The organism is Vallitalea maricola (assembly GCF_036985595.1).
Taxonomy (GTDB): Bacteria; Bacillota; Clostridia; order Lachnospirales; family Vallitaleaceae; genus Vallitalea; species Vallitalea maricola.
This window is the reverse complement of the sequence record NZ_BTPU01000032.1, coordinates 32,410-58,128: the sequence shown is the minus strand read 5'-3', so window position 1 is coordinate 58,128 and position 25,719 is coordinate 32,410. Positions and strand designations below refer to the sequence as shown.

The following is a 25,719-nucleotide window of genomic DNA, read 5'->3' as shown; positions in this document are numbered from 1 at the left end:
GTCCAATTAATCCTTTATAACTAAAAGGATTGTACCCTGCACTTTCAAGTAGAATCCATGCTTGTTCTAAGAATATTCTTAATTGAGGGTCCATAAGTTCTGCATCTCTAGGGTGAATACCAAAAAATGATGCATCAAAATATTCTATATCCTTAAACTTATTCTTTACCTTAATAAAATCTCCATGTGATATAGGGACATCTCTGTCCCTCTCAACAAAGTCATGAAATATTTCAACACCATTTTTAAGTTGTTCCCAAAATTCTTGTATATTAGATATTTGAGGAAAACGTCCAGTTACACCAATAATGGCAATAGTATTACTATAATCTTCATTACTTATATTCATCATCCTTATTCCCCATTTTTATTTTTTGATAATTGTTGCAAACGTTTTTTTCGTGCTTGGGCTCTTCGCTTCTCATCGTCAATAAGTGACTCATATACAGGTTCTTTATTGTTAGTATTCATATAATCAGCTAATAATCGTATAGTAGGATATTTAAACAAATCAATTAATCGTAATGTATCATATCCCATTTCTTGTAGTCTATTAAATATCTGAATAATTGAGATTGAATCGCCTCCTTGGTCAAAGAAACTATCAATAACGCTCACTTTCTCCACCTGAAAAATATCTTGCCATATTGCTGTCAATGTATATTCCATTTCATTACGAGGAGCCTCATATTGTAGAAGTTCTTTATGTAACTTTGGCTGTTTTAATTTCTGTAACTGTTTATAATCTATCTTGCCATTACTTGTGATAGGAAATTCATGTACCCTATATATATCAGAAGGAATCATATATGAAGGTAAATGCATAGCTAGATACTCTTTTAATTGTATTTCTAATGAATGGTCATTAACTGTATTTTGCTCTTTCATAGAGTGGATACTATGCTCATAACGTCCCAATTCTTCCATAAAACCATCTTTTCCTATTTGATCTAAATCTATATTTCCACCTAATAGACAATGTAAATACACATGTGATTCATCCAGTTGGAAATGTTTTCTAATCTTATCAAAATCAATAGAACCTATCTGGCATAACCCTATATTATAATCAACAGAAGTCATTTCTAATAACTGGGTCATGATACCAGCTTCTAAATTCATAAATGCAAAACTCTCTTTTTTTCCATACATAGGAACAATGGCTTTTTCTTCACCAATTAAAAATAGTGAAAAAGCTGATTGTTCGAATATAGCTTGATTTCGTTCTACATGAACCTCTGGCTCTATTATTGTATCTGCAAGAGATACAAGCATATGATCTTTTGGATTATAATAATAAATACCTCCTGCTAAGTTTTCAATACGATTATTTTTTACATAAAGATATAATTGAACTGGATATAACCCTCCACTTGAACCGTACATATATTTATTGCTATGTTTATCCCCATCTGTTATTAATGACATACTTTCCATGAAGTGACTAAATGTATCAAATGATATAATGTTTTCACTAAATGTACGATAGCTTCTTCTCTTGAAAAAACGTTCATTATTATAAAACCGTTTCAATGGTATACTTGATTTATCTTTAGCTTGTCTAATTTGATGTTCACATAATTTAAACTCAAAGCGTTTAACAGGATCTACAATAATATCATCAGGTAACTGTACCTTGTCATCGTTTGTTTTGACATAACTTACGATCTTCTTCTTACCTGCATCCTCTACAGCAAGTGCAATCACGTCTTCTACAGATTCATGTTTTTTCAGAATTGACTCTACTTCTCCTAATTCAATTCGATACCCATTAATTTTCACTTGATTATCTTCTCTGCCTAATAATTCAATTGTACCGTCTGGTAGATATCTACCTAGATCTCCTGTATGATATAATCTCTCTCCTGTAACAGGATGTATTATAAATTTCTCTTCTGTTTTCTCATTATCCTTAAAGTAACCTATTGCAAGACCTTTTCCTCCTATATATAAATTGCCATATACCCATGTTGGACATATTTCTAACTTATTATTAAGAACATAAACACATTGGTTAACCATAGAATAACCATAAGGTATACGCTTCCACTGTGGATTCATCTCCTTAATAGGATATATAATAGACCAGATAGCTGCTTCCGTAGCTCCTCCTAAACTGACAACTTCTATATCATTATTTAATCTATGAATCTTATGAGGTAATGATATAGGAATCCAATCACCACTAAGCATAACTAACCGTAATGTAGGACATTCCATCTTTTTCACTTTCATACCTTCAATAAATAATTTCATAAATGCAGGTACAGAATTCCATACTGTTATGTGGTGCTGTTGTATAAGCTGATACCATTCCCAAGGATCCTTTTTCTGCTCTAAGTCTGGTATAATGAGTGTACCACCAGCTATCAAAATACCAAAGATATCATACACCGATAAATCAAAGCTCAAAGAAGATAATCCCAATATTCTATCTTCACAATTAACAGAAAAACGTTTATTAATGTCTAACAGTGTATTGATTACTGCTATATGGCTCATCTCAACTCCTTTTGGTTCTCCTGTTGAACCGGATGTAAAGATAATATACGCCAAACTATCAGTATTTGATGTTTGTACTACTGTCTTATTATAGTTATTATCTAAAAATGATTTATTAATTGTTACAATTGGTAATGGTATAGGCAATATGGTATCTTTATTTGAAGTATCTTGTATAATAACACATTGTACTTCACTTAATTTCAATATATACTCTATCCTATTTTGGGGTAATGACTTGTCTATTGGAAGATAAGCAGCACCTATCTTTAATATTCCACAAGCGGCAACAATCTGTTCCCAACCCTTATCCATGAATATACCTACAATATCGCCTTCTCTAACACCTTTATCCATAAGTTCTATAGCTACTCTGTTTGATGCCTCATCTAATTGTTTATAGGTAATATGGAGATCCTGATAAATAATAGCCGTTCTATTTGGTTGTCGTACTACTTGTTTATTTACCAAACCATGTAATGTATTTGATTCTAACAATTGAACATCCTTATGCTTATTTAATGTTTCAACCATACTTACGTCAATACATTGCAGAAGTCTATTACTATTCCATTGGGTACTATCTAAAACAAGTTTTTCTAGTAATTGACTATAAGCAGCAAACATATTATCTATTAACTTATCAGGGAATATATTTTCTAGAACATCCCAATTCAGATAAAGTGAATCCTCTCTTTCAATCACTTGATGATCTAACCATACTTGAGGTGTTTGTGATATAACAAAAACATCCTCTTCATTATTACTGTTTCCTAGATCAATCCCATCCTTTTCTTGATTATCTACATTTAACAGACTTGTAAAAACAATGGGTATAATAGCATTTGAGGGATCATTTGTCTTCTTAATAAGTTCACGTGTTACTTCTACGCCATTAAAATAACGATTATCCATATCTTGCCACAGCTGATTTTGAATCCTTGCAGCTCTTTCATTAAAAGTATCATCTAATCTGTTATTAATTTCTAATAACGTTAAGGATGTAAAATCTCCAACGATATTATTAATATGTGGATGAATTGGTAAACGGTTAAACACGGTCAAATTAATCAAAAAATGTGGATCACTAACCCATCTCCCAAGAATTTCAGAAAATGCTGTAATAAGAATACATGTTGGAGTAATATTTAATTTTTTCCCTTCTGCTTTTAATTGTGTCCACTTGCTTTTGTCTAATAGTTTCTCATATCTTTTAAAACGAGGCGTTTTAATTTCACTAGGTTTTGTATCAATAGGTAGTTGAGGTGCAGGTGGCAATATATCTATTCTATTTAACCAATAATCCCTAGACCTTTTATATAAATCAGTTTCTTTTATAGCCTCAAGAGCTTGAATATAATCTCTATAAGATAACTCTAATGGCGGTAATTGATGCTTAGGATAATTATATAATGTCATAAACTCTTTCAATAATAATTCTAGACTCCAAGCATCTGTAATGAGCAAATCAAAACTTATATGTATTCTTGTTTTGTCAGAACTTATTTGACTAAGACAAATATCAAATAAAGGCCACTTGTCAGTTGATATCATTTGGTGAGACATGGTATCTCTTATTTCTTGTAGTTTAGCATCCCTTACTTCTTCTTGAGCGAACTTTAGATTATGGATTCTCATATCATACTTAGGTACTTCCTTTAATACAACCTGCTTACCCTCTGGTAGAATAATGGCTCTTAGCATATCATGCCTTTGAATCAATTGGTTAAGAATGTGACTAAATGTATGATGATCCAACTGGGAAATATCTTTTTCAAAATATATGTGTGTGGATACATTCCCTAGCTTCATCCCCTCACTTCTACCTATCCAATAAGCCTTTTGTACATCAGTTAAATTAAAGGGCTGGTATCTATTTTCCTCGTCAATGACCAAACTAGGTATGTAACTATTTTGGACTTCTTCCTTATCTTGATGTTCTAATTTTGACCATATGCTATTAGAAAGTCCTTCAATAGATGGTTGCTCTAAAAAGCTCATAAGAGATATATCTACTTTAAATATTTCTTTTAGAGTAAAAAGTATCTGTGTAGCTAATAAGGAATGTCCTCCTAGGTTAAAAAAACTATCCGTATCATGTTCAATTTTAACACCCAATGCTTTTTCCCATACAGATTTAACCCTTTGATGTATTGAAAAGATACTATATTTTTCAGGAGATATTAGATCAATATCTTTCTCCTTATTAGATTGGTCATCACTTCCTGTTACAGGTGGATTGACCCAATGTCTTTTTCTTTCAAAAGGATATGTTGGTAAAACTATACGTTTCCTATGACTATTAGCATAGTACTTATCCCAATCTATAATACATCCCTTAAGCCATGTTTTACAAAATACATCAATTATTTCTTGGCTTGCATTGCTATTACTTTCTTCATCACTAGAACTTCCTGTACTATATATTCTAAGAGCCCCTATATCTATAGCTAAAGATTGTGAATTTAGAAGCCAATCCTTATTGCAGCTCATAATATTACAATTACAATTCTTTATTGTCTCTTCCCAATAATTAAAATTTCCTATAGAATCAATAGATATTTTTTCATGTGTACACCATGATATAACAGGTATTTTTCCATTACCCGCTTCTATATTTTCAACCTTATGAGGTAAATATAACCTTTCTATACATTCTCTCAAAGATAAAACAGAAGCAATTGCAGCCGCAACAAATAGACCTATACCATCTCCAACTAATGTTGATGGACATAAGCCCTTATCCATTAATCCTTTTGCTATAGCATATTGTATTATGAATGATTTGAGATGTAGATATTCCCTACTCACTTCATTCAATAATATATCCTTGAGATTCACACCATAATTATCCATCATCAATCTATGACAATTATCTATATGCTTAGAAATCTCCAAATTATTGTTACATAATTCTCTAATTTGATCATGACTTAATGAAAGTGTGGGTCCAAATACAAAATTCACCTTTGTATTTCGTGAATCTGATTTACACATATACTGAGGATAATCCTGAATATTTTCCAATATATGTATAATTGATTTACGCGTTTTAATAGGAATAGCACACTTATAACTAAATCTCTTTCTCCCCCTATTAAAAGTATAGGCTACATCATTTAGATGATGTTCTTCGTGTTCTTCTAAATGTTTGCCTAATTTCTCACAATATTTGTATAACGAAGTTTCTGTTCTAGCGGATATTGTTATCATATCTTTGTTCTCTTTTTTTATTCCCTCTTCTTTTATGAAGATAGAGGGTGGCTGTTCAATAATGATATGTGCATTATTTCCGCCAAGTCCAAAAGAGCTTACTCCAGCCCTTCTAGGACCCTCATCTGTATGCCATGGTTGTAAGAATCCATTGACATAAAATGGACTATTTTGCCAATCAGTATCAGGATTAGGTTCTTGAAAATGAAGACTTGGAGGGATTACACCATCTCTAACACATAAAGCTGCTTTTATAAGTCCTGTAACACCAGATGCCATTTCTAAATGACCAATATTGGACTTAACAGAACCTAACGCACAGTAACCTTTTCTATCTGTATAGTAACTATATGCTTGTGTTATGGCCTCAATTTCAATAGCATCTCCCATTGGTGTACCTGAACCATGAGCTTCAACATAACCTATTGAGTCAGGATGTATCTGAGCTACTTCAAGAGCTTCTGATATTACCGAACATTGACCATTAACACCTGGCGCTGTATAGCCAACTCTATCTGCACCATCATTGTTTATAGCCGAACTTTTAATAACAGCATGTACAGTATCCCCATCTTCAATTGCATCATTAAGACGTTTTAGAACGACAACACCTATGCCATTACTATATACTGTTCCAGTTGCATGAGTATCAAAAGGACGACAATACCCATCTTCTGAAACCAATCCTCCTGACTTATATTGATAACCCTCTTGTTGTGGAATCTTTAGAGTGACACCTCCAGCAATAGCTATATCACACTGACCATTAAGTAAACTTTCGCATCCTAAGTGTACAGCTACTAAGGAAGTTGAACATGACGTCTGAACCGTCATACAAGGTCCCTTCAAATTAAGTTTATATGCTGTTTGAGAAGTAAGATGATCCTTATCATTACTAATCATGACTTGAATATCTCCCAAGGATTGTATCAGTTCCTTATTTGGCAATAAATTATTAATAAGATATGAGCTTGCATTACATCCACCATACAAACCAATCGTTCCACTATAGTTTTCTGGGTCATATCCAGCTTTCTCTAAGCTTTCCCAAACACATTCCATAAAAAGTCTATGTTGTGGATCCATAATCTCTGCTTCACGTTTTGAATAATCAAAAAAATCTGCATCAAATAAATCAATGTTTTCTAATTGGGTCTTTACCTTAATTAATCCATCTTCATTGGTATTTCTTGATATATCCTCCCCTTTAGTAAAGTCAACACCATGCTTAACCTTATCCCAGAATATCTCTACTGTATCAGCACCTGCATACCTTCCATTCATGCTAATAATTGCAATATCATTTTCGTGTTCTTCTTTTACCCAATTATTCCTCTCCATCTTATCACCTCATTTCAAAAATATTATTTATCGTCGTGTTCTTCTTTTGGATAAGCGTAATTGAGCACGATTCATGCTTACCTTATGATTATTCGTTTTATTTCCCTCAAGATATCCAGCTAGACTATCTACTGTAGGATATCTGAATAAATCCACCACTTTGATGTTCATACCAAGTCTTTCCTCTAATTGACTATGAACCTGTACTATTAACAGTGAGTCACCTCCTAAATCAAAAAAATTATCGTAAGGATGGATATCTTCTAAATGAAAAATCTCCTTCCATATATTTATAATAGTATTACCTACTGGGGTTAACTCATTATTTAAAGGTTCTTTTGGTCTAGTTTTGTTTTTTTCATATGTTTTACCTAATGCTACCCGATCTATCTTTCCGTTAGGTGTCAATGGTAATTCATCCATTATGATAAAAGATGTTGGTATCATATAAAATGGAAGCTTTTTGATCAACATTTCCCTTATTTCATTAATATAGTCATTGATTTTATTTCTACTATTATAAGGGGTATATTGTCGAAATTCATTTAATAAACCTTCTTTTGTAGCCAATTGATTACTAATTTTCCCTCCCAATAAATGATGAAGGTACTGGGTATTCTCATTTAATTGAAAGTTATGAGAAATTGCTTCAAAATTAAAAGCTCCTATTTGACATAACCCTATATTATAATCTGGTCCTATCATCTCTAATAATTGACTAATCGCTCCTGCTTCCATTAAGCAGAATTTTTCCCCATGTTCTCTACCATACATAGGTTCAATTGCTTCCATCTGTGCAGCTAGAAAAATAGAGAATGCTGAATTATCATATATTGATTGATTTTTCGTTACATAAATACTACTATCCATTCTTTCCCTAGAAAGAAGTACAAGAGATTTTCTCTGTGGATTATAATAATAATAACCCATAGGTATATTCTCAATAGTTTTATCCTTAATATAAAGATAAACTTGTACTGGATATAAACCGCCACTTGATCCATATAAATATTTTGGAAATGTAAGATTTTCCAAAGTTATCTGAGATAGATGATTCAAAAAATGGCAAAAATCTTTATAGGTAATAGTGTCCGACTCAAATTTTCTGTAGCTTCGTCTTCTCATATAAATATTTTGTTCTGGTTGATATGCCAAATCAGCAATATCAATACGTGTACCATCCAAGTCCTTACGTATTGCTTTCTCTTGTAACTTAAAATCTAATCTTTCTCCTTTATCTGTAATCATTACTTCATTACTTTTTTCATTTTCATATTCTGGCACTACATATGCAACTAATTTCTTATCTTCAAAAACCTCACCTTCTGCCTTAACCACTATATTCTTAACCATAGGATGTTTTTTTATGGTGTTTTCTATTTCTTCTAATTCTATACGAAATCCCTGAACCTTCACTTGATTATCCTCTCTTCCCTGAAATTCAATACTACCATCTGATATATATCTACCTAGATCACCTGTATCATATATTCTCTCATGGGTATGAGGGTGAATAATAAATCGTTCACTGGTTCTAATTTCATCATTTACATATCCTTTTGCAAGACCTACACCACCTATATATATCTTACCTGTTGTCCATATGGGACATATTTGCAACTGGTCATCAAGTACATAGACCCTTTGATTAGTCAGTGACCAACCATATGGAATACTTCCCCATAGAGGATTAATCTCTTCAATCTCATAATAAATGGACCATATAGAAGCTTCTGTAGCACCTCCTAAAGAAACAACTTTTAATTGTTCATTTATCTTTTTAGACTGCTTAACTAACGAGATAGGTACCCAGTCACCACTAAGTAGTACAAGCCTTAAAGTCACTAACTCATCTACTAAATCCTTTGTATTGAACAGCATATTAAACAAAGCTGGTACAGAATTCCACAAGGTTATACCATAATCTCTTATTAAGTTAGCCCAATGTACAGGACTATATATTTGTTGTGCATTAGGAATAACTAAGACTCCACCTACTGATAAAATACCAAATATATCATATACTGATAGATCAAATGCGTAAGAAGATACTCCAAGTATTCTATCTTCTTTTGTTACTTTAAATCGTTTATTTATATCATATATTGTATTAACAGCACTTTTGTGACTTACTACCACCCCTTTTGGTTCGCCTGTTGAACCGGAGGTGAATATTATATAAGCTGTATCTTCTGGTGATTGTTCTATAGCATTATACGTCTTTATATTATGATTCTTTTCTTCTATCCTTAGTTTTTGAACATCTGGCAGGGTTAATCTATCTTGTGTTTGTTCTTGTACAATCACTGTCTTAGCATGTGCCTTATCTAGCATATATCTTATTCGTTCTATAGGTGTATTTGCCTCTATTGGAAGGTAAACATACCCTGCTTTTAAGATACCTATAATAGCTACAATCTGTTCCCAACCCTTTTCCATAAATATTCCAATAACTGTTTGTTCTAGGTTATACTCTCTTAATTTAGCTGCAACACCATTAGACATATTGTGTAGTTCACCATACGTTAATTCTTTACCATGAGCTACAATGGCTATTCTATTAGGATTATATTGAGCTTGTCTTATAAATGCTGAATATAGTAAGTCTTCTGATAAGATGTCTTGAGAATAATTCTCTATTAATAATTGATTCATTTTATCTTCAACGATTGAAATAGACTGTGCTATCCATATATCTTCATTAATAAGTTGTTGAATAAGCATTGTATAACTGCTAAACATCATCTCAATTAATCCTGAAGGAAATATATCTGCTACATAATCCCAATTATAGATAAGTTCCCCATCATGCTCTATCACTTGATGATCTAACCATATTTGTGGTGTTTGAGATATACCAAAAATCTGTTTACTTGAATTATGATCTTTTGTCTCATTATAATGGTCATTTTCAAAACCTAACATACTGGTAAAAACAATAGGTAAAACATTATCAATATAACCTTTTTTTATCATCTCATTCATAACTTTTGTACCACAAAATAAGCTATGGTCCATATCTTCCCATAACTGTTTCTGTAATTCACTAGCAAATTCAAGTAAACTATTACCTTTATCTCCAATTTCCAACACGATAAGCGATGTGAAATCTCCTACTACATTATATATATCTTTATGTAATGGTAATCTATTGAAATATGTAAGATTCAATGTAAAATTAGATTCTTTTGTCCATTTTTTTAATACTTGTGTAAAAGCAGTTAGCAAAAGAGCATTAGGTGTTATATTATAAGAATTTGCCACTTTCTTGAGCCTACTCCAATGAGATATCTTAATTCTACCTTCTATACGTTTAAAAGTAGGTTTTTTAATTGTATCAGGTTCTATCAAAAGTGGAAGCTTAGGACCACTTGGAAGATGCTGTACTCTATCCATCCAATATTTTTTATGATTAGCATATATACTTGATTCATAATATCTATATAACGCTATAACATAATCTCTATAGGATATTTCAATAGAAGATATGGTTTCTTGTTGATTATCATAATAAAGCATTAATTCATTAGATAAGATTTGTAAACTCCAGGCATCAGCAATTAATAAATCAACACCTATATGTACTCTAGTTATCCCATCATATTGACTAGCCCTAATATGAAACAGTGGCCATTTATCTTCTTGGAGTACTTTATGGGATAATTCATAACGAACATCATCTAGATATTGATTTTGTTTTTGAAGAGACATATCATCTAGATTTGTCACCTCTATAATATAATCTGGTACCTTATCTAATATTCTCTGAGTACCTTCAGGTTGTATAATAGCTCTTAACATATCATGTCTTTGAATTAATTGATTTACTGATTGATTAAACTTCTTAATGTCTACTTGAGACATTTCAATTTCATAATATATATGAGTTGCTATGTTTCCAAGCCCTATGCTGCTTTTTCTCCCTAACCAATAGGCTTTTTGTATTTCTGTAAGTTGAAAAGCTCTACCTCTATTGACTTTATCAGGAATAATCGATGGAAATCCCTGATTTTTTGTCTTTTCATACTGGATATTGTTATCATCTAGATATGTATTCAATCGTTTACACATATCCACCAGCTTAGGATAATGAATAATATCCGATAACTTCATTGATACTTTAAAAACACTTTCAATCTTATTTAATAATTGGGTCGCTAATAACGAATGGCCACCCATGAGAAAAAAATGTGATGTTAAATTAATTTTATCTTGGTGAAGTACTTCTTGCCATACCTTTATCATCTGTTCTTCAATATGATTATTAATCTTAATATCTATATCATTGGCTTCTAATGGTTCTGTACTAAGTATTGGTAATTGTTTTCTATCAACTTTACCATGTGCTGTTAATGGAAACTTTTCCATAAGTTGTATTTTAGTAGGCAGCATGTAATAGGGTAATTCACTACTTAAATGGGTATAGATAGACTGACTCGATATGGAAACTGATGATTTATTTATAACTACATAGGCTATCAATTTCTCTATCTTATCGTCATCTCTATATTTAGTTACAAGAGCATCTTTTACGCCATGGCATTTCTTTATCCTCTCTTCAATTTCTTGTGCTTCAATTCTATACCCTCTGATTTTTAATTGATCATCTTCTCTACCTAAATAATAGATATAACCATCACAATTATATTTTCCTCTATCTCCTGTAGCATATATTTTACCTGTCCTCCATTGATTATGAAGAAACTTATCTTGGTTCTCCTTAGGTAAACAATAATATCCCTGTGCAAGCCCTAGACCACCAATATATATATCTCCTGGAACACCAACGGGAACAGGATTAAGATACTTATCTAAAATATATACATAAGTGTTAGCGATGGGCCTTCCTATAGGAATTTCCTCTTCTTCTGTTACTTCATGAATCAGAGACCATATGGTAGTTTCTGTTGGCCCATACATATTCCATAGCTGCCCTTTGCTTACTAAATCTTTAGCTAAGTTTTTAGTAAGTTTTTCTCCACCACATAATATTTTGAGCTTACCATCTCCTTGCCAACCTGCATCAATTATCATTTGCCATGTAGCAGGTGTCCCTTGCATGATTGTAGGTCTGTATTGTTCTAATCTATTTCTTAATTTGCTACCCTCAAGGCGTTCTAGTCTAGATAATATATTCACCTCAGCTCCCACAATAAGTGGCAGAAACATCTCTAAAATTGATATATCAAAAGTATAATTCGTAACTGAAAGAAATCTATCTGTTACTTCTATTCCAGGACATTCAATCATAGAATTAAGGAAATTTATAAGTGATTGATGACTTATCATAACACCCTTAGGTTTTCCTGTACTACCCGATGTAAATAATATATAAGCTGTATCAACAAGATTTAATTGACGTTGTATAGGATTACATATAGATATTTTTTTGATATCCTCAATGTCAACGGTATTCGTTACTCCATTATTCCAATATGCAATACTTTCATCTTTTATTAGTAGTTTGGCATTAACATCTTCAAGTATCTTTGCTATTCTCTTAGGAGGCCACAGGGGGTCACAAGGTACATAACACCCTCCGACTTTCCATATACCTAAAATACTAGCAATTCGCCCTATACCAGATTCCATACATAGAACTATTCTATCTCCACTTATCACTTGACTATCTAATAAATAAGAAGCTACTTGATTGGATAACTGACTAAGTTTTTTATAACTTATTGTTTCATCCCCATACCTTACTGCAATTTTATTTGAATAAAGCCTAACCTGTTCATCAAAAAGTTGGAGTACATCTTTATCTGAATATATCTTATTGGTATTATTCCATTTAGTAATAATAATACTCTTCTCTTCTTCTGATAACATATTTATATCTGTAATTTTACTCTTAGGTGCATTTACAACATGATGAATAATATTCCTATAATGCCTAAACATACCATGAATACGTTCTTGTTTGAAGAGGTCATCACGATATTCAATATTAATTATTAAACGGTTATTATATGCTTCAATTTCAAAGGATAGATCAAATTTACTTGTTACTTTTTTCATATGCATCAGCTCATAAGATAACCCGTGAAATTCCTTTATATCCAACTTCTTATTTTGAAAACTAAAAAATGTTTCAAAAAATGGCATTTCTTCTGCAATTGTAGCTGGTTTAATTTCTTCTACTAATTGAGCAAATGGAATATCTTGGTGTTCATAGGCTTCTATAGTGTTTAGTGTCACTTTTTTTAGTAATTCTCTAAAAGTTAGACTTCCATCAACCTTTGACCGTATAACCAGAGTATTAACAAATAATCCAATTATAGATTCTACTTCATACCGATTTCTACCAGCCACTGGTATCCCAACTAAAATATCTGATTGATTGGAATAACGATACAATAGAATCTTAAAACACGTTAACAAAACAGCAAAGGGTGTGGATTTCTCTACCTTACTCAATTCCTGTATACACCTTGTTGTCTCTTCATCCATTTCATAACTTACATTCTTACCTCTATAGTTTCTTGTGGACGTTTTTGGAAAGTCTAATGGTAATATATCCCTTGTATTAACATTTTTTAGTTTTGAAGACCAATACTGAATATCTTTTTCATATAATCCCTTATTAAGACAATCATATTGCCACTTAACATAATCTCTATAACAGAATTCTAATTTAGGTAAAGTATGTTCTTTTCCTTTTTCCAGAGAATAATATACTTCAATGAATTCTTTCATGAATAGTTGTATAGACCAACCATCCGCTATAATATGATGAAAATTAAATATAAATATCTGCTCATCTAGTTGAGTCTCTAGCAAACTAACTCTTAATAGTGGTCCTTGTTCTAGATCATAGACAAATACGCTTTCTTCATACATATATTCATCTATAATTTTATCCTGTTCTGTTGTTTTTTTGTTTTTTAAGTCTCTATATTGAATTCCCATTTCTAGATTATCTATAATATATTGATAAGGTACTCCATTAATCTCTTTAATAACAGCACGTAACATCTCATGCCTATCTAACAATATATGTAAGCTTCGTTCCACAAGAGTATTGTCTAGTATACCTTTTATTTTAATTCCCATAATTAAATTATAGGCACTATTACCTGATTGAAATTGACTAATATGCCATAAACTTTTCTGTCCAATAGATAAAGGAAATTGATTATATAACATATCCTCTTTATAAATAGCCGTTTTCTTATACATTGTTAACCCTCACTTAATTTGTTCTACTCACACCATCATTTTCTTGCATTATTCTTACCATTTCTTTTATAGTAAAATTATAGAATATATCTTTCAATGATATTTTCACTTGAAACTTATAATATATTCTGGATAATACTTGGGTTGCTAATAAAGAATGTCCCCCTAATTCAAAGAAATCATCTTCTATTCCTATTCCATTTATACCTAAGAGTTCCTCCACTATTTTAGTTATTTCTTTTTCCATTTCGCTTACAGGTGGAATATAATCATTTTGGAGAGTAGGTCTTGGTTGAAAATGTTGATCAACGTATTCCTCTGTTACCTCTTTTGTATCATCGGAGCTTATTGCTGTATTCTCATCTTTTCCATACCAATAGCTTTTTCTTTCAAAAGGATATGTTGGCAATGGTAAACGATAGTACGTTTTATCTTTATAGAATGCTTCCCATAGTATCGTAATACCTGCTGTCCATAACTGAGCAACTGCTTTCATGAGTGCTTCTATTGAGGAACGCTTTCCATTTAGTGCATCCACACTTGCGATTACCTGCTGATTAGAATCCGTACAGAGATGTTGCTTTACTATAGTTGTAAGTGAATTACCAGGTCCTACTTCTAAAATTACTGTATTCTCTTCTTTTAATAGTTCTTGAACACCATATGAAAATCTTACTGTAGCTCTAATCTGATTTACCCAGTATTCTATATTCATTACTTCATCATCTGTTATCCACTTCCCGGTTACTGAAGAAATATAAGGTATTTGCGGTTTCTTAAATGTGATATCCTTTATTATCTCTGCATATTCTTCCATCATGGGTTCCATCATCATAGAATGAAATGCATGAGATGTGACTAGCTTACGACAGAAAATATCTTCTTTTAATAATTTGTTTCTCAATGACATAATAGATTCATCTTCTCCGGAAACAACACATAAATTAGGTCCATTAACTGCTGCTAAACATAAGGATTGTTTATAAGGTATTATCCATTCTTTTAAGGCATCCTCATTAGCAGCCACAACCATCATTGAACCTTTTACTTGCTTTTGCATAAGAAATGAGCGATAATGTATCATTTTTATACAGTCATCTAATGATATAACACCTGCTATACATGCTGCCACATATTCTCCTAAACTATGACCAATCATAGCATGAGGGTCTAATCCCCAACTCATAAGTAATTTAGCTAACGCATATTCAAATGCAAATAGAGCTGGTTGTGAAAACTGTGTTTGTTTAACAAGGTTAGTATTATCTCTATAGATAATATCTCTTAAGTCTTCTCCTGAGTATTTTTTGTATAGATCAGCACATAAATCAAATGTGCTTTTATATAACTCATATCTCATATATAAGTCCTGTCCCATTTTACTATACTGAGAACCCTGACCTGTAAACATAAAAGCTATCTTCTTTTCTTTATGTTGTATACCCGTATAAATTTCTTTTGATTTGTTTTCAATGGCTTCAATATATTCCTTACCACTACTGCATATAAGAGCTTGTCTGTATTCAAATTCATTCCTACCTACTGCTAAGGTATAAGCTACATCTTCTAATCTATTGTCTTTATTAGAACACAAATATGCCATAAGATTGTTAGTATAATTATCTAAGGCTTTTGGTGTCTTTGCTGAAAGCATTAGAATACATGGTTTATTATCCATAGCATGTATTTTATCAGCATTATTATCATATTCCTCCAAAATCATATGCGCATTTGTTCCACCCATTCCTATAGAACTAACACCTGCTCTTCTAGGAAAATCCCCAGATTCCCAATATTTTGCCTCTGTATTTACATAAAAAGGACTTGTTGCAAAATCTATATTAGGATTGGGCTCATTATAATGAAGTGATGGTGGTAATGTTTTGTTTTTTAATGCCATACATGTTTTGATTAAACCTGCTACACCTCCCGCCGTATCTAAGTGTCCGATATTAGTTTTAACAGAACCAATAGCACAATACTGTTTTTTATTTGTTCCCATTCTGAAAGCTTCTGTAAGAGCAGCTATCTCTATAGGATCTCCCAGATTAGTTCCCGTTCCATGAGTCTCTATATAAGTTATTGTATCAGGTGAAATTCCTGCAATTGTTTGAGCTTCTACAATAACTTCTGATTGTTTAGTTACACTTGGAGCTGAATAACTTACCTTATCATATCCGTCATTATTAACAGCAAAACCTTTTATAACAGCCCATATGTAATCTCTATCTTCAATAGCATCACTAAGCCTTTTCAACACAACCAAACCATAACCCATACCAGGTACAAAGCCATTTGCCTGTTTATCAAAAGCTCTGCAATGCCCATCAGGTGACATAATACCTCCTTCTTGGTATAGATATCCCCCTACACTTGGTGGTCCAACTGCTATACCTCCTGCAATTGCCATATCACATTGATACGTCAATAAGCTCTGGCATGCTAAACTGGATGCAACAAGTGAAGTTGAGGAGGAAGATTGTACTGTTACTGCTGGTCCAGACAGATTCATTCTATAAGCAATATTTGTTGTTAAACTATCTTTATCATTACCTATGGCAGCAATTAATGTTCCTGCTGATACTTCTTTCTTGATATAAGGATAAACATTAAGCAGCATATAGGAGTTCATAGCGCATCCTGCGTATACTCCAATTGACCCATCATATGTATAACTAGCATAACCTGCATGTTCTAATGCACACCATGCACCTTCTAATAATAGTCTATGTTGAGGATCTGTTAGTTTGGCTTCATTAGGATTGATTTTGAAAAAATCAGCATCAAAAAGATCCATACCTTCAAGAACCCCTTTAGCTTTAACATAATGTGGATTATGAAATAAGTTTTCATCAATACCTGCTTCTCTTAACTCTTCATCTGTGAAAAAAGATATGCATTCTTTGCCATCTATAATATTATTCCAATATGATTCTATATCTTTAGCTTTTGGAAATTGTCCTGCCATTCCAATGACAGCAATTCCATTTGTATCTATCTGTTTTTTATCCATGCTATCTCCACCACCTTATTGTTTTCCAAACAACTTTTCTCTTTGTCTCAGTGCTCTGTTTCTTACCTTAACATAAGTTATTTTATTATCATCTTGTTCCTCCAAATGCTTAGCCAAAGCATAGAGTGTAGGGTATTTAAACATATCAACTATATCTATTTTTTTGTTAAGACGTTCTTCAATGTCATTGCATATAGGCATTATTAATAAAGAATGCCCTCCAAGATCAAAAAAATTATCTTTAAGACCAATCTTATCAATTAATAAATATTGATTCCATATAGCCATAATTTCTTTTTCTAAAGGTGTTGATGCCATTTCGAATTTAATATCTAATTCTGGTCTTGTAAGTGTAGGCTTAGGTAATGCTTTTAAATCCACTTTACCGTTTACATTCCTAGGCAATTTATCAATAAATTCAATATGTGAAGGAATCATATAATCAGGCAATGTTTTTCTCAACCACATTTTTAATGAAGATGTCTCAACATATTCATTATCTACAGGAACAATATAAGCTATTATTCTTTTATCATCTTTTGCGACCTTATAATCTATAACAACAACATCTTCAATCTTATTATGTCTTCCTAACTGTCGTTCGATTTCACCAAGTTCAATACGATAACCATGAACCTGAACTTGTCTATCCTTTCGATTAATAAATATTATATTTCCATCTTCTAGCCATAATCCATGATCACCAGTCCTAAACATTTTTTCCCCTTTTATAAATGGATCTTCTATATATTTCTCAGAAGATAATTCCCGATCATTCATATAACCTCTTGTCATACCTAATCCAGCAATATATATTTCTCCTTGACATCCAATTGGTACAGGTTTCATATATTTGTCAAGAATATATATCCTGTTGTTAATTATTGGTTTTCCAACAGGTACACTACTATTCTTCTCCTTATCTTTATGACTCAGGACATAATATGTAGAACATATGGATGTTTCTGTTAATCCATATCCATTGACTACTGTAACTTTTTTTATTAGATTGTTAACATGGTGATAGTTTAATGTTTCTCCACCACATAACAATAATCTTATATCTTGAATACTCTTTGCTCTTGTATTTAATTGAACCGCCATAGAAGGCACAGTACTTAATATTGTGACATGGTATTTTGAAATTATATTACAAATTTCTTGTGTGTTTAACAGATTCATTTTATCCATTAGCACAACACTGCCCCCTACTGTAAGTAATGGTAATAATTCTCCTACATAACTAGCTGATGCAATAGATGAAAGTGGTAATATTCGGTCATAAGCTTTGACTTCATAAGAAGTTATAAAAGAATGTATTAGATTCATGATATTACCATGTTCTATTTGAACACCTTTGGGTTTTCCTGTTGTTCCTGAAGTATATATAATACATATTAAATCATCACACTTATTGACAAGCTCTAAAGGATATCTAGGTTCCTTATCAACTATTTCCCAATCTTTATCCAAACGAATAAGCTTATCTTCATACATAGTAAGTGTCTCTGAATCTGATGCTAGTGTTAAAATTACTTTCATTTTTGTATCGTTGATAATACTCTCTAATCGCTCATTTGGATAAGCAATATCCATAGGTATAAAGCAGCCGCCAGCTTTTAGTATACCAAGTATACCCACAACATATTCAAAAGTATTAGGCATATATATACCCACTAATTCATTTGGTTTTATTCCTCGTTTTCTCAATAAATGAGATATTTTATTTGATGCTTCATCTATTTGTCTATAAGTATATGAATAGTGTTTATCATATAGCGCTATGTTGTTTTGATATTGCATAAAACTAGACGTCAACATATGGACAACAGATTGATAATCTTGTTGTTCACAATAGGTATCATTAAACTGAGATATAAGTTGACTATATTCTCCCTGTTCAAGATAATTATATTCCCATATTTTATTATGAGGAGCTCTACATATTGCATTTAATAAGTTAACGTAGTGTTTTACCATTCTTTTAATAGTATTAGGTAAAAACATACCTACATCGTATTCAAAACTTCCTTTTAACCTTTGGTTCTCTTTCCATATGGTTAGGGATAAATCCACTTGTGCAAATCCATAATCAATAGATAAAGGTTTTATCTCTAGAGTATCCATACTCTCTGTAGGCATATCCATATTTTGCATTGTAAACATTATTTGAAAAATAGATGAATGCTTAAGATCTCGATCAGGATTAAGCTCTTCTATTACTTTTTCAAATGGCACATCTTGATTTTTGAAAGCTTCGAAAGTTTCCTTTTTCACAACATCCAATATATTATGGAAAGTAACATCCTCTGATATCTTTGCCCTTAGAACAAGCATATTCACGAAAGGTCCAATGATATCAGAGAATGCTTCAAGTTTTCTTCCCGCAACAGGCGATCCTATTAAGATATCTGTTTCTCCAGTATATCTAAACAATAATATCTTAAATACTGTTAATAGAATAATGAACGGTGTTACGCGATATTCCTTTGCCATATCTTTAATGGATTGGACTATTTCCTCATCTATATCAAAAACTTCAATGGCTCCATTACCTGTTTGGACAGCTGATAAATTGTCCATTGATAGATTTATTGGTTGAGGTAAACAATTCAGCTTATTATGCCAATACGCTAATTGTTTCTTATAAGTATCCTTTTGCATATACTCTTTTTGCCAATTAACATAATCTACATATCTATAAGAAAGTTTTGATTCGTTATAAATACCTTTTGATAAATTTTCATAATTATGTTTTAATTCTTTCAAGAAAATTCCCTTAGACCAACCATCAAAAATAATATGATGTATATTAATAATTAATATATGTTCATTCTCTGAAAATCTAAGAAGAGCACATTGAACTAAATTATCTTTATCCAATTTAAAGGCTTTATTCATATGAGTATGTATATAATCCTGTGCCATTTTTGTATAATTGTCATTCTTCTTTTCTAATGCCATAATAGGCAAAATAAATTCTTTTGGTACGATTATCATACCTATTGGTTTATTGCCATATTGTCTAAAATTGGCTTGTAAAATTTCATGTTTTTTTATAATCATCATAATGGCCTGTTTCAATAACTTTATATGTAATAAACCATCAATATATAATGCTGTTATATCATTATAAGCTAAACTATCTGGTGTAAGTTTTTGTAAAAAAAATATACCCTGTTGGGTATGGGTTAGTGGATACACATCTTGATCTCCTACTTTGTGGATACAATCTATGTCATACATATCAATATCTTGTTTATTCAGCTTATCATTAAATATTTTATCTTTATTCACAATATAACCTCTCAGTACATAAATATTATTTAAATGGATCAGGTAACTTATTGCGGTCTATTTTACCATTTATTTTGATTGGCATGGCATCTAATCTTTTATAGAGTGTTGGTACCATATATTCAGGTATTTCTTTTTTTAAATAAGATATTATATCTTGTACTTCTATATTTTGATTTGATACAAAGTAAACACATAAATATTGATTATCTAAAGGATCTTTCTTTAACATCACAACAGCTTCTTTAATATGGTTATATTTTAAAAGATGATATTCAATTTCTTCTAGTTCAATCCTTAATCCCCTTAATTTAACCTGGTGATCCTTTCTACCCAAGAATAGAATTTCTCCATCTTCTTCTTTTACCATATCTCCTGTTTTATATACTCTTTCACCTGATACTTGTGGAAATTTTTCTTTGTTTAATTTAGGTCTATTTAGATAACCAGATGCAACACCTGCTCCAGCAATACATAATTCACCTGTATTTCCTTTTTTGATAATTTTATTATCCTCATCTACTATATAGATACGTATATTGTCTATGGGTTTTCCAATTGGAACATCTCTATATTCTTTTTGTCTTTCACATATGTGAAAGGTCACATCAATTGTTACTTCTGTTGGTCCATATAGATTAATAAGCTTTATGGATGAGTTATCAAATATCTTGTAAAATCTCTTAACTAAACTAGAATCCAAACGTTCACCGCTCACAAAAACATGCTGTAAACTTATTAGTTCATTAGCATTTTTTTTCATTTCTACAAAATCAATAAATAAACTTAATACCGATGGTACAAAATGTATATTGGTTATGTTATTTTCTCGGATAAGTCCACATAGTTTTCTTGGATCATGAGCCTTGTTATATTCAATAAGACATAGAGAAGCTCCTGTTATTGACCACCAAAATATTTCCCATATTGATACATCAAAAGTCATAACTGTTTTTTGTATGAAACTGTCACTACTACATGCTGGAAAAGTTTTTTGCATCCATTCAATTCGATTAACTAAGGAGTGATGCTCTATCATAACACCTTTTGGTTTTCCCGTTGATCCAGATGTATATATGATATACGCTATATCATTAGGTTTAATTTTCTTTGATAATTTTTCACATGGGTAATCTTCTAGGTTTTCCTCCTCCAGATTAATCATGGCAACCTCTTTATGTATATCTTGTTTTTTGGCTGTAAGTATCCATTTCATTGAACTATCTTTAATAATTTCATGTATACGTTTGGAAGGATAATGAGGATCAATAGGAAGATAAATTGCCCCTGTATTCAATATAGCAAAAACACTAGCTATCATTTCAATTGAACGCTCCATCATCACGCCAACTATACTATGTTGTGTTACCCCTTTATTTACCAATAAATTTCCTAATCTATTGATTAGTTGGTTAAATTCTTTATAGGTTATATGCCTATCTTTCTCTATGATTGCTGTATTATTAGGTGTTTTATTGCACTGTTCTTGAAATAGCTGAACAATTGTTCTGTTATATGAATATTTAACACTGGTTTTATTTATATTATTTAAAGTATCTATTTTAATACTTCCTTTCAAGATTTTTGTTTTTGAAACTCACGATAGATTTCTTGTAATTGGGTTTGTTCTATTAATTGCTCATATCGATATTGCCTCTCTTGTTGAGAAGTTAATCTACTATCAAATATTTTATCAAGTGATGTAAATGCTTCTATCACATGAGTATCCTGTATTATACTTTTATCTTGAGCATACTTATCTCTAAGATTTTTGATGTTCTTATATGCTTCTAGATAAGTATTATGTGCTTCTAAATCATTATTATTGTTTTTAGTTGAAACAGCAATTCCTAGACACATAGCAATAGCTTTATGTTTCATATCTTGTAATTTATTCTTACCCATATAATTGGTTTGTTTTAATTCTAACAATTGCTCTAGATCTTGAATTTCATCCATAGCCAAGACCTTCATCTGAGGTATTTGATCTTTAATCAGATTTTTAAGGACGTTTGATGGACCTGCTTCTACAATGACATCTATACCTTGACATTTCATATACTCTATTGATTCCAACCAACGTACAGGCCTATACATATGCTGTATAAGATGCTCAGAAATCGTATCCTTACTCTCGTAAGGTCTAGCCGTAGTATTTGCAATAACAGGGTAATTTAGATCTAGATACTTATGCTTCCTAAGTTCTTCCTCTAATTCGTCAATAATATCTTTCATTAATGGACTATGGTAAGGCGGACTTCCAATAAAAGGTACTATTTCTCCATGTTCCTTAAGAATTTCTTTTTCCGCTAACTTAATGCCATCTTCATTCCCAGATATAAGTACTTGATTCTTTGAATTATAACAAGATATGCATACACAATAATTCTGCTTCTGTAACTCATCACATATTTTTTCTACTATATGGTGAGATACATTATTAAGAGCTGACATAGTACCATTTGTCAGTTTACATACTTTCTCTGCTAATGCTCCTCTTTTTAATAGTATCTTAAGTGCATCCTCAAAAGATATGGCTCCGCTACAGCATAATGCAGAATATTCGCCTAGACTATGTCCTGCTAAGATGCTAGGTGCTATTCCTATCTCCTCCATATAAACTCTGAAATAAGAAACACTGATGGTAAGTAGTGATGCCAGTACATGTCTAGGCTTATTTAAGTTTATTACACTTCCTTCCAAGCATATTTTACTTAGATCATATCCTAATACTTCACTGGCTTCTTCAAAAGTTTGACGTACACTGCCATAGTCATTGTATATTTTTTTCCCCATTCCAACATATTGTGACCCTGATCCTGGGAATACCAAACCTATTTTCTTGTTCATTATCTTCCTCTCCTAGTTAGAGGTAATCTGAATATTACCTTCTTACATTTGTAATAATTATATTAATAATCTATATATCTAAAGGTGCTTTTGCAATCTGTATCTCATAAAGTTGAGAAGAACCTTCAATAATTTCCATCATCTTAGCATCACGATAATATCTTTCCAAGTCTTTATCACAACTTGTACCAAGAGCACCATGTATTTGTATAGCATGATTGGCTACCATATTAGCCGTCTTAGAAGCATAGTATTTAGCTATAAGCGTTTCTTGAATATATCCAGGATCTTTTTCCCTACGCATATATCCTGCTCCATAGCATAGTTTTCGAGCTGCTTTAATATGAACAATCATCTCTGTAATCATTTTTTGTACCAACTGATGTTCCTTTAGATAAACATCAAACTGCTTTCTGTTGTTTATATAGTCATAACTTGCATCCAAACAAGCCTGACAAAGCCCAAGACTTCCACATGCTGTTGTATATCTACCTTCGTCTAATCCATAGGAAGCTACTCTTGAAAGCCCTCTTCCTACTTTTCCCAGTAAGTTCTTTTTAGGTATACAGCATTTATTAAAATGTAATTTTGCTAACATATTACCTTTTAATCCCATGGTACCAGACATAGGTTCAATGGTTAACCCTGGCGTTTCTCTCTCAATTAAAAAAGCTGTACTTCGCTTATTACATTTAGCAAATACGAGGAAAACATCAGCTATTTGTCCTAGAGTAATCCATTGTTTCTCACCTGTTATAACATATTTGTCTTGCTCTTCAAAAGCTGTTGTTGTAATATTCTTAATATCACTTCCAATAAGGGGTTCTGTCATAGCAAAAGCTGGAATGACTTCTCCCCTAACAATCTGTGGTAACCACTTATTTTTCTGTTCTAAGTCACCTACTGTAGCAATAGCTTTTATGACCATTCCATATACAGTTAATAGATTCTCAACAGAGGCATGACTCTTACCAAATTCTTCGTGTAATAGAGCTACTTCTATAGGATCCCATTCTAATCCTCCATATATCTTTTCTACTGTAACACCAAGATAGTTTTTTATTGCTAATTTCTTTATTATGTCTTTTGGTATCTCACACTCATCTTCTACCTGTTTAACATAAGGTAATATTGCATCTTGTACGAATTGCCGTATTTCAGCCTTTCGTTTTAAATACTTATCATCTAATTTTCCAACCATGTTAGACCTCCATTTTATTAACTACCAATGCAGCTATATCATTGATGGTTTTAATAGCATCCAAATCCTCATCATCTAATTCAATACTAAATTCTTTTTCAATAAATAAGATAAGATGCATTGTAAATAGAGAATGAACTAATCCTAATTCATACAAATCTTGATTTTCCCCAATTTCTTCATTTATTCTAAATCGTGCAAAATATTCTTTAATCTTATCTTTTATATCCTTTTCACTTACTATACATTTAGACATAATTATAAAACCCCTTTCCATTTTTCATACCTAGTAAATTAGCATCTACCATTTTTTTAAGTAATATATTAGGTCGATATTTGGGATCGTTATAGGACTTGTAGAGTGTCTCTAAAGAGTATAGTATTGTATCGATACCAATTAAATCAGCTGTTTCCAAAGGTCCCATTTTATGGCCAAAACATGTCTTAAAAAGCGTATCAATTTCCTCTGCTGTTGCTACTTGTTCATGTAAGGAACATATGGCCTCATTAATAAATATCATCATTGCTCTATTGGTTATAAAACCTGGAGAATCATTAACAACAATGCATTCTTTATCTATATCTCCCATTAATTCTCTAATTGTTATAATGGTTTCTTGTGAAGTATGATACCCCTTTATTACTTCTACCATCTTTTTAAGGGGTACAGGGTTCATAAAATGCATACCAATAACCCGATCAGGTCGATGTGTTAATGCTCCCACTTTTGTTATGGATATAGCTGAAGTATTGACACCAAAAATACATTCTTCCTTACAAATCTGATCTATTTTTTTGTATACTTCTTTTTTTACATGCCAATTTTCCGTTACATTTTCGATGATTAAATCACAATCAGCTAATGATTGATAATCCTCTGTGAATTGAATTCTACCCATAGTCACTTCTTGTGGTTCTTTTATCTCTGTCTTTTCTATATATTTATAGAATCGCATTGCTCTGTTAATGTTTTTCTTTGCTTGATTAAGAATTTCCTTTGATATATCAACTAATATCACGTTATATTTTTGCAATGCAAAACTATGGGCTACACCTGTACCCATAGTTCCTGCACCAATAACACCAATTGTCTTCATATAATCCATGCTCCTTATTAATA

10 protein-coding genes are annotated in these 25,719 nt (G+C 31.7%); all 10 read right to left on the bottom strand.

Going from position 1 to position 25,719, the window contains the following annotated elements:
- The coding region (locus tag AACQ14_RS11110) for a beta-ketoacyl synthase N-terminal-like domain-containing protein (RefSeq protein WP_339363662.1) at nt 1-352 on the bottom strand (352 nt) is incomplete at its 3' end.
- Nucleotides 353-354: 2 nt separating this feature from the next.
- Nucleotides 355-7,056, bottom strand: a complete 6,702-nt coding sequence (locus AACQ14_RS11105; RefSeq protein ID WP_339363661.1) for an amino acid adenylation domain-containing protein — start codon at nt 7,054-7,056, stop codon at nt 355-357.
- A 27-nt stretch (nt 7,057-7,083) separates the two neighbouring features.
- Nucleotides 7,084-14,238, bottom strand: coding sequence for an amino acid adenylation domain-containing protein (locus tag AACQ14_RS11100; protein ID WP_339363660.1), 7,155 nt, complete (start codon nt 14,236-14,238; stop codon nt 7,084-7,086).
- 13 nt (nt 14,239-14,251) lie between these two features.
- On the bottom strand, nt 14,252-17,251 hold the full coding sequence (locus AACQ14_RS11095; protein ID WP_339363659.1) for a type I polyketide synthase: 3,000 nt from the start codon (nt 17,249-17,251) through the stop codon (nt 14,252-14,254).
- Between the two features lie 15 nt (nt 17,252-17,266).
- Nucleotides 17,267-20,548 (bottom strand): amino acid adenylation domain-containing protein, encoded by a 3,282-nt coding sequence (locus AACQ14_RS11090; protein ID WP_339363658.1) that lies wholly within the window; start codon nt 20,546-20,548, stop codon nt 17,267-17,269.
- A 25-nt stretch (nt 20,549-20,573) separates the two neighbouring features.
- Nucleotides 20,574-22,127: an amino acid adenylation domain-containing protein gene (locus AACQ14_RS11085; RefSeq protein ID WP_339363657.1), complete on the bottom strand. Its 1,554-nt coding sequence runs from the start codon at nt 22,125-22,127 to the stop codon at nt 20,574-20,576.
- A complete protein-coding gene (locus AACQ14_RS11080) occupies nt 22,124-23,398 on the bottom strand; it encodes an ACP S-malonyltransferase (RefSeq protein WP_339363656.1) in 1,275 nt (424 codons plus the stop codon). Before AACQ14_RS11080 ends, AACQ14_RS11085 begins: the two co-directional genes overlap by 4 nt.
- 70 nt (nt 23,399-23,468) lie before the next feature.
- Nucleotides 23,469-24,599 carry an acyl-CoA dehydrogenase family protein gene (locus AACQ14_RS11075; RefSeq protein ID WP_339363655.1) on the bottom strand — a complete coding sequence of 377 codons (1,131 nt, stop codon included), beginning with the start codon at nt 24,597-24,599 and terminating at the stop codon, nt 23,469-23,471.
- A gap of 1 nt (nt 24,600) precedes the next feature.
- Entirely contained in the window at nt 24,601-24,855 is a 255-nt protein-coding gene (locus AACQ14_RS11070) for an acyl carrier protein (protein WP_339363654.1), read from the bottom strand.
- The gene (locus AACQ14_RS11065; RefSeq protein WP_339363653.1) at nt 24,848-25,696 is read right to left on the bottom strand and encodes a 3-hydroxyacyl-CoA dehydrogenase family protein; all 849 of its coding nucleotides are present in this window, start codon (nt 25,694-25,696) and stop codon (nt 24,848-24,850) included. Before AACQ14_RS11065 ends, AACQ14_RS11070 begins: the two co-directional genes overlap by 8 nt.
- Nucleotides 25,697-25,719: the final 23 nt, after the last annotated feature.

Bases quoted from the DNA above. Each gene is read 5' to 3' on its own strand.
- AACQ14_RS11070 (WP_339363654.1), bottom strand. From the start codon at position 24,855: ATGTCTAAATGTATAGTAAGTGAAAAGGATATAAAAGATAAGATTAAA.
- AACQ14_RS11105 (WP_339363661.1), bottom strand. From the start codon at position 7,056: ATGGAGAGGAATAATTGGGTAAAAGAAGAACACGAAAATGATATTGCA.
- AACQ14_RS11095 (WP_339363659.1), bottom strand. From the start codon at position 17,251: ATGGATAAAAAACAGATAGATACAAATGGAATTGCTGTCATTGGAATG.
- AACQ14_RS11080 (WP_339363656.1), bottom strand. From the start codon at position 23,398: ATGAACAAGAAAATAGGTTTGGTATTCCCAGGATCAGGGTCACAATAT.
- AACQ14_RS11075 (WP_339363655.1), bottom strand. From the start codon at position 24,599: ATGGTTGGAAAATTAGATGATAAGTATTTAAAACGAAAGGCTGAAATA.
- AACQ14_RS11100 (WP_339363660.1), bottom strand. From the start codon at position 14,238: ATGTATAAGAAAACGGCTATTTATAAAGAGGATATGTTATATAATCAA.
- AACQ14_RS11065 (WP_339363653.1), bottom strand. From the start codon at position 25,696: ATGAAGACAATTGGTGTTATTGGTGCAGGAACTATGGGTACAGGTGTA.